The following is an 11374-nucleotide window of genomic DNA, read 5'->3' as shown; positions in this document are numbered from 1 at the left end:
GATTGTGATATCCGGTATTAGACCTCGTTTCCAAGGCTTATCCCAGAGTGCAGGGCAGATTACCCACGTGTTACTCACCCGTTCGCCACTCATCCCCCACCGAAGTGGGTTCAGCGTTCGACTTGCATGTGTTAAGCACGCCGCCAGCGTTCGTCCTGAGCCAGGATCAAACTCTCCAACAATGTCTTCGAATTCAATCGAGGCATTTTACTGCTCTCAAAGGAAACCCCGACGAGGGGGTTTCAAACATAAGCTCTACTGGCTTAGTTCACTAGCACACTGTTGAGTTCTCAAGCAACACACCCCGACCAACCCCAGACCCAAGGCCCAGCGTCACCCGAAGCGGGTTATTCCTAGCAGTTTTTGGTGGGACACCCACTCAATCGCGATCCGCGAGAGCTTGGTTCGTGTCTCCGTGTCGGCCGGGTTTCCCTGGCGACGAAGAGAACATTACACGCTCGAAAACGGCCCGAAACAGGGGGGTGGGTTAACAAGATCAGCGCAGGTCAGACCCCATGACGAAGCCCGTCCGAGGCCCAGTCTGCCCCGAACCGGCCCCGAGCGCCACCGAAAGACCTCTGAAAAACATTGCTCCGACTACATTGCACCGTATTGCTCCGAGCCAAAGCTCCGCCTAACGTCGGCCGCATGAACCTCGCGTACGACGACCTCGGGCCCCAGGCCGGCCGCCCCGTCCTGCTCGTCCACGGCCACCCCTTCGACCGCTCGATGTGGCGGCCCCAGGCCGAGCACCTCGGCAAGAGCGGCTACCGGGTCATCACCCCCGACCTCCGCGGCTACGGGGAGTCGGGAAGCCAAGACACCAAGACCCGGCTCGACGTCTTCGCCCGGGACCTCATCGACCTCGCGGACCACCTCGGCCTGGACCGCTTCGTCCTCGGCGGCCTCTCCATGGGCGGCCAGATCGTCATGCAGCTGGTGCGGGACCACCCCGGCCGCGTGGAAGCCCTCCTCCTCGCCGATACCTTCGCGGGCCTCGACACCCCGCAGGCCAAGCAGGCCCGCTACGACACCGCGGACCGCATCATCGAAGAGGGCATGGAGCGCTACGCCGAGGAGCTCCTCCCCAAGATGATCTCGAAGCAGACCCGCGCGACCAGGCCGGACGTCGAGGCCCACGTCCGCAGGATGATGCGCAACGCCCCCAACACCGGAGCCGCGGCCGCGCTCCGGGGCCGCGCCGAGCGCCCCGACTACACGCCCACGCTGAGCAGGATCACCGTCCCCACCCTGGTCGTGGTGGGCAGTGAGGACGAGTTCACCCCGGTCGGCGACGCCGAGCTCATCCACCGGGAAATCCGGAACTCGGCCCTGGTGGTGATCGAGGGCGCCGGCCACCTGCCTAACCTGGAGCGCGAGGCCGAGTTCGACGAGGCACTCGGCACCTTCCTGAACGACAGCGGAGCTACCCCATGACCCAGCAGACCGTGTTCGTGACCGGCGCGAGCGCCGGCTTCGGTGACGCCATCGCGCGCCGGTTCGTCGCCGAGGGCGCCCGCGTGATCGCCGTCGCCCGCAGCGCCGACAAGCTCGAGAAGCTGGCCGGCGAGCTCGGCGACGCCGTCCTGCCGGTGACCCTCGACGTCAGCGACCCCGAAGAGGTCCAGGAGAAGATCAACACGCTCCCCGAGAGCTGGCGAGACGTCGACGTCCTGGTCAACAACGCCGGCCTGGCCAAGGGCCTCGAGCCCGCGCACAAGGCCGACCTGCGGGACTGGGACGAGATGATCGCGACCAACGTCCGCGGCCTCGCGCACGTCACGCGCGCGCTGCTGCCGGGCATGGTCGAGCGCGGCCGCGGGCACGTCATCAACATCGGCTCGATCGCCGGCACCTACCCCTACCCCGGCGGCAACGTCTACGGCGCGACCAAGGCGTTCGTCCACCAGTTCAGCCTCAACCTGCGCAGCGACCTGCACGGCACCGGCGTCCGGGTCACCAACGTCGAGCCCGGCATGGTCGGCGGCACGGACTTCTCGAAGGTCCGCTTCGACGGCGACCAGGCCAAGGCCGACAAGGTCTACGCGGGCACCACGCCGCTGACCGCGGACGACGTCGCCGAGTCCGTCTACTGGGCCGCCAGCCAGCCGAAGCACGTGAACATCAACGTCATCGAGCTGATGCCGGTGGTCCAGAGCTTCTCCGCGCTGCAGATCTACCGCGAGTCCTGAAACAGGGTGAAGAGCGCCTGCCGCGCCGGGTCCAACCCGGTCAGCAGGCGCTTCGTCCGCGGCCGCCCACCGGTCGACGGGTAGGTCAGGACCAGCTCGCCGATGCCCGCGAGCTGGTCCAGCAGCTCCCGCACCGACAGGTTCGTCCCCGCCCGGTCGGCCTCCCGCCGCATCAGGTGGGTCACGGTCGCGGCCAGCACCGAGACGAGGCCGTGCGCGGCGATCCGCTGCCGCGTCCACTCCCACCGCGGGGTCGGGCCGGTGACGGCGGGCCCGGTCAGCCAGCGGAACGTCGATTCGAGGTGGGTGCGGGCCCGGTAGGCCGTGACGACGTCGCCGATCGGCCAGTCCCGGTCGGTGACCAGCACCTGCTTGCCGAAGAACTCCTCGTCGAGCCGCGACAAAGCAGAAGAATCGATCCGCCGTTCGAGCCGGATCTCCCCGGGCCGGTTCCCGCTCAGCACCGCGGTGAGCACGCGCTCGATGCGCCGGCCGCGGGTGACGCGGCCGATCTCGGCGTGGACCTGGGCGCGGTCGCCGCGGTGGGTGCCCGCCGCCAGGGCCTCCGCGAGGCCGTCGAGCTCCCGGGTGGCGGTGGCCAGCTCGTCGGCGAACGCGCGGGACTGCGCCGCGTGCAGGGTCGCCGAGTGGGTCAGGATGACCCGCCGCCGGACGCCGTCGACGACCGCGTGCGTGTCGAGCGCGGTGAGGCCGGCGAACCGCTCGGGGTCGACGCGCTTGCGCGCGGACGCGGGCTGGGTCAGCAGCTCGGGGTGGTCGGTCAGCGGCAGCGACCCGACGAAGCCGCTGCGTGAGCCCAGGTCGAGCTGCGCCGCCTGGCCCGCGTGGAAGACGAGGGTGGCCGGCCCCAGCTCCCCGGTCAGCGAGGCGAACGTCGGCGCCGTGCCGTCGTCGCGCCGGTACAGCCGGGACGCCAGCGGGATGGCGCCGTCGCGGGTCACCCGCAGCCCGACGCCGGCCAGCACGCCCTGGCAGGCCGACGGCAGCGTGCAGTCCGCCGGGGCGAACGCGGCGAACTGCGGGACGTCGACGGCGAGCGCCGCGTGGTCGTCGAGCAAGTCCAGCACGGCGGCGGAAACGGTCTCCTCGATGCCCGCGATCCGCTCCGGGGTCAGGCGTTCCAAGGCTCGCCACAGGCCATCCACTGTGGACAGGCGGGGCCGGACGACATCGGGGGCCGCGGCCCACCACTCGCCGATCGGCGTCTCCGGCGCGGTCGCGCGGTGCAGCACCGCCACGGCGAGGATGAGCCCCAGGGACGGCTTCGCGCGCACGACGTCGTCGACGCGGGCGACGAAGTCCAGCCGGGACAGCGTCGCCCACACCGCGGCGACGTCGCCGTACGTCCGGTACGACGCCGAGGCGGGCTCGCCGCCCGGGACGGCGCGCGCGATCTCGTCGGCCGTGCCGAGGTAACGCTGGGTCACCACCCGCGGCTTGCCGTCCACCCGGGCGGACTCCGCCAGGTAGTAGTACGTCCGCCCGCCGATCTTCTTGCCGACCACCGATGCCACCCTTTAGGTAATACACGCCGGCGCGGTGATCGACAACCAGCCGAGCGGCCTGACCTGCGAAGACGATCACGGCCGCGTCCGCACCCAGCCGGGTGCGCAACGCACACTGGCTGGTCGCGCGAGGACGGTCCTAGCGTGGGCGGAATGGGACCCGAACCCGACGCCACCACCCCGACCGCCTCCGCGATGCGCCGCGCGCTCGCCCGGGCACGTGACGGGAAGACACTCGACGTAGCCGAAGCGAGCGTTCTGCTGCACGCCCGCGGTGACGACCTCACCAAGCTGTCCGAGTACGCCTCGCGCATCCGCGACGCGGGCCTGGCCGAAGCCGGGCGGGCCGGCATCATCACCTACAGCCGCAAGGTGTTCATCCCGCTGACCCGGCTGTGCCGCGACCGCTGCGGCTACTGCACCTTCGTCACCGTGCCGGGCCGGCTCGAATCGCCGTTCCTGTCCCCCGACGAGGTCCTCGACATCGCCCGCAAGGGTGCCGAAATGGGCTGCAAGGAGGCCCTGTTCACGCTCGGCGACCGGCCCGAGGACCGCTGGAAGGCCGCCCGCGAGTGGCTGGACGCGCACGGCTACGACGACACGCTCTCCTACGTCCGCGCGATGGCGATCCGGGTGCTGGAGGAGACCGGCCTGCTGCCGCACCTCAACCCCGGCGTGCTGACCTGGCAGGACTTCCAGCGGCTCAAGCCGGTCGCGCCGTCGATGGGCATGATGCTGGAGACCACCGCGACCCGGCTGTGGAGCGAGAAGGGCGGCCCGCACTACGGCTCCCCGGACAAGGACCCGGCGGTCCGGCTGCGGGTGCTCGAAGACGCCGGGCGCAGCAGTGTCCCGTTCACCACCGGTGTCCTGATCGGCATCGGCGAAACGTTCGAGGAGCGCGCGGACGCGCTGTTCGAGATCCGCAAGGTCGCCAAGACCTACGGCGGCATCCAGGAAGTCATCGTGCAGAACTTCCGGGCCAAGCCGGACACGAAGATGCGCGCGACCCCGGACGCCGACCTCGAAGAGCTGGCCGCGAACATCGCCGTCGCGCGGCTGGTGCTCGGCCCGAAGATGCGCATCCAGGCGCCGCCGAACCTGATCGGCAGCCAGTACGACCTGATGATCCGCGCCGGCATCGACGACTGGGGCGGTGTCTCGCCGCTGACCCCGGACCACGTCAACCCGGAACGCGCGTGGCCGCAGATCGACGAGCTCGCCCGCCGCACCGAGAAGGCCGGCTTCGAGCTGAAGGAACGCCTCACCATCTACCCGGAGTACGTCAAGGCCGGCGAGCCGTGGCTGGACCCGCGGATCACGCGGCACGTCGCCGCGCTCGTCGACTACGACACGGGGCTGGCCCGGGAGGACGCGAAGCCGGTCGGCATCCCGTGGCAGGAGCCGGACGGCGGCTGGCAGGAGTCCGGCCGCACCGACCTGCACACCGAGATCGACACCAGCGGCCGCACCGAGGACCGCCGCGGCGACTTCGACTCGGTGTACGGGGACTGGAAGGAGATCGGCGACCGGATCAAGACCGGGCCGGCCAAGTTCGACACCGACATCCTGGAAGCGTTGCGCAGCGCGGAAAAGGACCCGGCCGGGCTGTCGGACGACGCCGCGCTCGCGCTGCTGCACGCCGACGGCAAGGAACTGGACGCGTTCACCCGGATCGCCGACGACCTGCGGCGCGAGACGGTCGGCGACGACGTCACCTTCGTCGTCACGCGGAACATCAACTTCACGAACGTCTGCTACACGGGTTGCCGCTTCTGCGCCTTCGCGCAGCGTCGCACCGACGCCGACGCGTACACGCTCTCGCTGGAGCAGGTCGGCGACCGCGTCGACGAGGCCTGGGCCGCGGGCGCGACCGAGATCTGCATGCAGGGCGGCATCCACCCGGACCTGCCGGGCACCGCGTACTTCGACCTCGCGGCCGAGGTCAAGCGCCGTCAGCCGGAGATCCACCTGCACTCCTACAGCCCGATGGAGGTCGTGAACGGCGCTTCGCGGACCAACCTCTCGCTGCGCGACTGGCTGATCAAGGCCAAGGAGTCCGGTGTGGACTCGCTGCCGGGGACGGCCGCGGAGATCCTCGACGACGACGTCCGCTGGGTGCTCACCAAGGGCAAGCTGCCGACGTCGGAGTGGATCAAGGTGGTCACGACCGCGCACGAGGTCGGGCTGCCGACGACGTCCACGATGATGTACGGCCACGTCGACACGCCGGCGCACTGGGTCGCGCACCTGAAGCTGCTGGCGCGGCTGCAGCGCGAAGGCCTGGAGAAGCACGGCCGGCGCGGGTTCACCGAGTTCGTGCTGCTGCCGTTCATCCACCAGAGCGCGCCGATCTACCTGGCCGGGCTCGCCCGCCCGGGCACGACCTTGCGCGAGAACCGCGCGGTGCACGCGCTGGCCCGGGTGCTGCTGCACGGCATGATCGACAACATCCAGAGCTCCTGGGTGAAGCTCGGTGAAGAGGGCAGCCGCGCGGTGCTGCAGGGCGGCGTCAACGACATCGGCGGGACGCTGATGGAGGAGACGATCAGCCGGATGGCCGGCGCGTCGCACGGGTCGTACAAGACGATCAGCGACATGCGCGCGATGGTCGAGCCGCTGGGCCGCCCGCTGGTCCAGCGCACGACGGGCTACGGACGGCCGTCGGCCGAGCGGCTCGCCGCCGCGGAAGCATCGGACGGAGTCGCGACGGCGGTGCGCAAGCCGCTCCTGCCGCTGCTGACGCCCTGAGGGACAGCGGGCGCCTTCCGAGGCGCCCGCTATCCTCACCCACATGGGGGTTTCTCGCTTCGTACCAGTTCTCTTCGTAGCGCTTCTCGCGGGCTGTGCCAGTCCGCCGCCGCCGCCGGCTCCGACGCCGGCACCCACGCCGAGCCCGACGTACGGGCCGCCGCCGTCGAAGGGGCTGTCCCTTTCGGTCGGTCAGGTCGAAGCCGGGCTCGGCCACCGCGCCAGCGTCCTGACGCTGACCAACCTGGACGCCATCCCGCGCAAGGTCACCGGCTACCCGGACCTGAAGGTCCTCGCCGGCGACGGCACCTCGCTCGACGTCAAGGTCCTGCACGAGACGTCGTACTTCGCCGCCGATCCGGGGCCGCAGGATCTGACGCTGCGGCCGGGTGAGAAAGCGCTGTCGGTGCTCGCCTGGTCGGCCACCGTCACCAGCGGCGACAAGCGCACCGGTGCCGCGATCGCGGTGGTCCCGATCCCCGGGGAGCCCGAGCAGCGGCAGCCCCTGGAGACGGATCTCGGCACCACCGACACCGTCAAGCTCAGCGCGTGGGCCAGCAGAATCGGCAACTGACGACCGTGTGTCACCGCTCACAAACCCACGGTTGACCAGCGGGCTTCTGTGCTACCTCTGTTCCTTCACCCGCCGGAAGGGACCTCGACGATGAGCACCTCCGTAGCGCCACTGGAAATGGTCGACACCGACCGTTACCCGCTCACCGATCCGGACAGCCGCGCCTGGCGGGAGACGGTCGGCCGGACCCGCGCCGAGCTGGCCGAAGCCGGCTGCAGCGTGCTCGCCGACTTCGTCCGCCCGGAGCTGCGCGAGGTCCTGCGGGCGGAGTGCGCCGCGCTCGAAGGGGACGCGTACACGAAGATCGAGCGGGTCAACGCCTACAACACCGCGGTCGGCGAGCCGCTGCCCGACGGCCACCCCGGCCGGACGATCCTGGAACGCGGCAACGCCTTCGTCGCGCGCGACCGCATCCCGGCGTCGGCGATCATCGCCCGGCTCTACACGAGCCCGATGTTCCGCCGGTTCGTCGCGGACTGCTTCGGGCTGCCGGAGCTGCACGAACTCGCGGACCCGCTGTCGGGGCTGACGCTCAACGTGATCGCGCCCGGCCGCGCGCACCCGTGGCACTTCGACACGAACGAGTTCACCGTCAGCATGCTCACCCAGGAGCCCGGCGCGGGCGGGGTGTTCGAGTACTGCCCGAACATCCGGTCCGCCGCGGACGAGAACTTCGCCGCCGTGCGCTCGGTGCTGGCCGGCGACACCCGCTTGGTCCGGCGGCTGCACCTGCGGCCCGGTGATCTCCAGCTCTTCAAAGGACGCTTCGCGCTGCACCGGGTGAGTACCGTGGAGGGCGCGATCGCGCGGCACTCCGCGATCTTCGCCTACAGCGAGCGCCCGGGGGTCATCGGCAGCGCGGAGCGGACCCGGCAGCTCTTCGGCCGCGTTCTGCCCGCCCACCTCGCCGGACGCAGCGTCCGTGGCGACGAACTGCTCGACTGATCAGGGAGCCTGGCCCGTGCCCTTCGACTCGACCGGCAAGATCTCGTTCGACCACATCTACACCGCGCCCGACCCGCGTCCGTTCTTCGGCACGCTGAAGCGCGTGGGCTACCACATCCCGCAGGCGGCGAAGCCGTACTTCGCGAAGCTGATCGCCGCGCACCCCGCCGAGCGGCCGACCGTGCTGGACGTCGGCTGCTCCTACGGCGTCAACGCGGCCCTGCAGCGCTGCGAAGCGACGATGGACGACCTCTACACGCACTACACCGACCCGGCCGTGCGCGCACTGGACCACACGGCACTGGTCGAGGCGGACCGCAAGCGCGTCCGCCCCGGCGGCCCGAGGTTCTACGGCCTGGACAGCTCGGCCCCGGCGCTCGAATACGCGCTTTCCGCCGGCTTCCTCGACGAGGCCATCCACGCCGACCTCGAAGGCGACGACCCGGACAGCACCCAGCAGAAGCTGCTGGACGACGTCGACCTCGTCGTCTCGACCGGCTTCGTCGGGTACGTCACCGAGAAGACGCTGTCGAGGGTCGCCCGCGGCGCGCGGCCGTGGATGGCGCACTTCGTGCTGCGGATGTTCTCCTACGAGCCGATCGCCGAGAGCCTCGCCGAGCTGGGGTACGAGACCACGGGCGTCGCAGGGGTCTTCCGGCAGCGGCAGTTCGCGTCCGCCGAGGAGCAGACGCAGATCCTGGACACGCTGAGCGCGGCCGGCGTCGACCCCACCGGCCTGGAGTCCGACGGGTGGCTCTACGCGCAGCTGTATGTTTCCCGTCCTGCAGGCTTGCCAGCACTCCCCGACTTCGACGCAGAAGGATGACCGTGAGCAGTCCGGAATGGTCCACCCGCACCTTCGGCAACGAGGACCGGCTCCCCCGCGTCCCCGTCCCCACCCTGGAGGACAGCCGCCGCCGGTTCCTCGAGTGGTGCGCCCCGCTGCTGACGCCGGACGAGCTGGCGGAGACCGAAGCGGCGCTCGCGGAATTCGTGGCGGGCCCGGGGCCGGAGCTGCAGGCCGCGCTCGAGGAGTACGACCGCTCGCCCGGCGTGCGCAGCTGGCTCGACACGTTCTGGCCGTACCGCTACCTCGGCCGCCGCGACCGGATCGCGCTCAACGCCAACTTCTTCTTCCTGTTCCAGGACTCCCCGCTCGGCCAGGTGGAGCGCGCGGCCGAGCTGACCGCGGCCGCCGTGGACTACAAGCTGAAGCTCGACGACGAGCGGGTGCCGCCGGTGCTCCTGCGCGGCACGCCGCAGTCGATGGTGCAGCACAAGTACCTCTTCTCGGCCACGCGGATCCCGGGCGAGCTGCTGGACACCGCGCGCACGCGGTTCCCGTCGCCCGAACGGCACATCGTCGTGTTCTCGAAGGGCACGCCGTTCCGGCTGGACGTGCTCGCCGAGGACGGCCGCCCGCACTCGCCGGCGCAGCTGGCCGACGCGCTGCGCGCGATCCTCAAGGACGACCACGTCACCGACGTCCCGGCCGGGTCCTTCACGACGAAGGCGCGCGCGGAATGGGCGGCTTCGCGGGCCGCACTGCTCGAAGCGGGCAACGCCGCCGCGTTGGAGACCATCGAGACCGCGCTGTTCTGCCTGTGCCTGGACGACTTCACGCCGTCGGACGCCCTGGAGGCGAACGACCAGCTGCTGTACGGCGACAATCGTTGGTATGACAAGGCGGTGTCGCTGATCGTCTTCGAGGACGGCACCGCGGGGATCAACGTCGAGCACTGCGAACTGGACGGCACGACGATCCTCGGCTTCACCGACGCGCTGCTGAGCGGCTCACGGGAGCCGCGCGAGCCGGCAGAAGGCGTCCCCGGCTACGAAGTCGTCGAGTTCACGCTGACCGACGCACTCCGCGAAGACGCGCGCGCCGCCCGGGAAGCGTTCAAGGCCTACGCGGACGCGACGGCGACGCAGACGGTGTCGTTCGACTTCGGGGCGAACCGCGCGAAGGAGCTCGGGATGTCCCCCGACGCCTTCGCGCAGATGGCGTACCAGCTGGCCCACCGCCGCGCGAAGGGCCTGACCGGGGCGACGTACGAGTCGATCGCCACCCGGCAGTTCCAGAACGGCCGGACCGAGGCCATGCGGGTCGTCACGCCGGAAGTCGTGCGCTTCGCCGACGTCATGACCTCCGACGCCCCGGTGGAGGAGAAGCGCGAAGCGTTCCGCGCGGCCGCGGCGAAGCACGTGGCGCGGGCGAAGGAGTGCCAGGCCGGCGACGCGCCGGAGCAGCACCTGTGGGAGCTGCAGCTGATCGGCAAACGCCGTGGTGACACGGAAACGCCGGCGCTGTTCTCCTCGCCGGGCTGGCTGAAGTCGCGTGACGACTACCTGAGCACCAGCTCGGCGCCGTCGGTCAACATCCAGTACTTCGGCTTCGGCTCGACCAGCCCGCAGTGCATCGGCGTCGCGTACGTACTGCTGCCGGACCGCTGGAACATCTACCTGAGCACGCCGAAGCACGTCTCCGCGGAGATGTACCGCTTCGCCGGCGAACTCGCCGTCGCGGTGCGGGAACTGCAGGAGCTGCTGGCCGAGTAGGCCGTTACCCCGTGGGATCCGAGACGACGAGGACCAGGGAGCCCTCGAACGCAGGCTGCTCGCGCAGCTTGCCGTAGCGGCGTTCCCACGTCCCGTCGTCCAGGTCGTGCTGCAGCTCGGCGGCGAAGCGGTGGTGCACGCGGTCGTCGACGAAGCTCCACGCCGAGCACGACAGCCGGGCGCCCGGGTCCAGGAGGCGTTCCGGGCGGGCGTAGTACGCCTCGTTGAAGCCGTCGGTGCAGTCGATCGGGATCGGCACGCCGATGACTTCCGTGTGGCCGCCGAGCCCGTCGGCGATGTCGTCGACCGACGGGTAGCGCCGGGCCTCGGTCTCGATCACCTCGGGGGCGTAGTCGAGCAGCCAGAAGCGGCGCAGCCGATCCGGGTCGCAGGTCAGGATGGCGATCGGGCCGCGGGTGACGCGGCGCATCTCCTTGAGGCCGGCCCACAGGTCGTTCCACTGGTGCACGCTGAACGTGCTCATCGCCCCTTCGAACGCCCGGTCCGGGAACGGCAGCTTCTCCGCGACGGCGTCGACCGCGGGCGGCAGGCCCGCCGGCCGCTGCGCGCGCATCGACGCCGACGGCTCGACGGCGGTCACTTCGCGGTCTCCGGGTTCGTACGCGCCGGCGCCCGCGCCGACGTTCAGCACGGTCCGCGCGTCGCCCAGCGCGTCGAGGATGTACTGGCCGATCCGGGGATCCGGCTTGCGGTAGTCGGTGTAGACCCCGCCGATCGCGCCGTAGTCCGCGTCCCCGGCGCTCCCGTCCGCACGTCGCTGGCTCATGACTGAAAACTATCAGCGCGGACCACCGGCGCAGGCGTTG

9 protein-coding genes and 1 rRNA gene are annotated in these 11374 nt (G+C 70.5%); 7 read left to right on the top strand and 3 right to left on the bottom strand.

What is annotated here, in order from left to right; genetic code table 11:
- Positions 1-182, bottom strand: a 16S ribosomal RNA gene (locus I4Q55_RS43330); the annotation flags it as partial.
- Between the two features lie 466 nt (positions 183-648).
- Between I4Q55_RS43330 and I4Q55_RS43325 the strand changes: the two genes are divergently transcribed.
- Positions 649-1437 (top strand): alpha/beta fold hydrolase, encoded by a 789-nt coding sequence (locus I4Q55_RS43325; RefSeq protein WP_206796504.1) that lies wholly within the window; start codon positions 649-651, stop codon positions 1435-1437.
- Positions 1434-2192 carry an SDR family oxidoreductase gene (locus tag I4Q55_RS43320; RefSeq protein WP_206796503.1) on the top strand — a complete coding sequence of 253 codons (759 nt, stop codon included), beginning with the start codon at positions 1434-1436 and terminating at the stop codon, positions 2190-2192. Before I4Q55_RS43325 ends, I4Q55_RS43320 begins: the two co-directional genes overlap by 4 nt.
- Here the strand turns inward: I4Q55_RS43320 and I4Q55_RS43315 are convergent.
- Positions 2177-3718 (bottom strand): transposase, encoded by a 1542-nt coding sequence (locus I4Q55_RS43315; protein WP_206796501.1) that lies wholly within the window; start codon positions 3716-3718, stop codon positions 2177-2179. The genes I4Q55_RS43320 and I4Q55_RS43315 overlap by 16 nt on opposite strands.
- A gap of 153 nt (positions 3719-3871) precedes the next feature.
- Here I4Q55_RS43315 and I4Q55_RS43310 point away from each other — a divergent pair, with 153 nt between their 5' ends.
- The 5 genes from I4Q55_RS43310 to I4Q55_RS43290 all read left to right on the top strand — a co-directional run bounded on the left by I4Q55_RS43310 (position 3872) and on the right by I4Q55_RS43290 (position 10547).
- Complete coding sequence (locus I4Q55_RS43310; RefSeq protein ID WP_206796500.1) at positions 3872-6469, top strand: bifunctional FO biosynthesis protein CofGH; 2598 nt, start codon at positions 3872-3874, stop codon at positions 6467-6469.
- 43 nt (positions 6470-6512) lie between these two features.
- Positions 6513-7043 carry a DUF4232 domain-containing protein gene (locus tag I4Q55_RS43305; protein WP_206796499.1) on the top strand — a complete coding sequence of 177 codons (531 nt, stop codon included), beginning with the start codon at positions 6513-6515 and terminating at the stop codon, positions 7041-7043.
- A gap of 90 nt (positions 7044-7133) precedes the next feature.
- Positions 7134-7988: an arpA protein gene (locus I4Q55_RS43300; protein WP_206796498.1), complete on the top strand. Its 855-nt coding sequence runs from the start codon at positions 7134-7136 to the stop codon at positions 7986-7988.
- 16 nt (positions 7989-8004) lie between these two features.
- On the top strand, positions 8005-8814 hold the full coding sequence (locus tag I4Q55_RS43295; RefSeq protein ID WP_206796497.1) for a class I SAM-dependent methyltransferase: 810 nt from the start codon (positions 8005-8007) through the stop codon (positions 8812-8814).
- On the top strand, positions 8811-10547 hold the full coding sequence (locus I4Q55_RS43290) for a choline/carnitine O-acyltransferase (RefSeq protein WP_206796496.1): 1737 nt from the start codon (positions 8811-8813) through the stop codon (positions 10545-10547). Before I4Q55_RS43295 ends, I4Q55_RS43290 begins: the two co-directional genes overlap by 4 nt.
- A gap of 4 nt (positions 10548-10551) precedes the next feature.
- On the opposite strand, the gene I4Q55_RS43285 is transcribed toward I4Q55_RS43290, so the two are convergent.
- A complete protein-coding gene (locus tag I4Q55_RS43285) occupies positions 10552-11334 on the bottom strand; it encodes a class I SAM-dependent methyltransferase (RefSeq protein WP_206796495.1) in 783 nt (260 codons plus the stop codon).
- Positions 11335-11374 lie beyond the last annotated feature (40 nt).

It is taken from the genome of Amycolatopsis sp. MtRt-6 (genome assembly GCF_017308975.1).
In the GTDB taxonomy this organism is placed as follows: Bacteria; Actinomycetota; Actinomycetes; order Mycobacteriales; family Pseudonocardiaceae; genus Amycolatopsis.
The sequence above is the reverse complement of the archived record's forward strand: the minus strand, read 5'-3'. Positions and strand labels throughout refer to the sequence as shown.

Coding starts and splice junctions, on each gene's coding strand:
- I4Q55_RS43325 (WP_206796504.1), top strand. CDS start 649: ATGAACCTCGCGTACGACGACCTCGGGCCCCAGGCCGGCCGCCCCGTC.
- I4Q55_RS43290 (WP_206796496.1), top strand. CDS start 8,811: ATGACCGTGAGCAGTCCGGAATGGTCCACCCGCACCTTCGGCAACGAG.
- I4Q55_RS43310 (WP_206796500.1), top strand. CDS start 3,872: ATGGGACCCGAACCCGACGCCACCACCCCGACCGCCTCCGCGATGCGC.
- I4Q55_RS43305 (WP_206796499.1), top strand. CDS start 6,513: ATGGGGGTTTCTCGCTTCGTACCAGTTCTCTTCGTAGCGCTTCTCGCG.
- I4Q55_RS43300 (WP_206796498.1), top strand. CDS start 7,134: ATGAGCACCTCCGTAGCGCCACTGGAAATGGTCGACACCGACCGTTAC.
- I4Q55_RS43285 (WP_206796495.1), bottom strand. CDS start 11,334: ATGAGCCAGCGACGTGCGGACGGGAGCGCCGGGGACGCGGACTACGGC.
- I4Q55_RS43320 (WP_206796503.1), top strand. CDS start 1,434: ATGACCCAGCAGACCGTGTTCGTGACCGGCGCGAGCGCCGGCTTCGGT.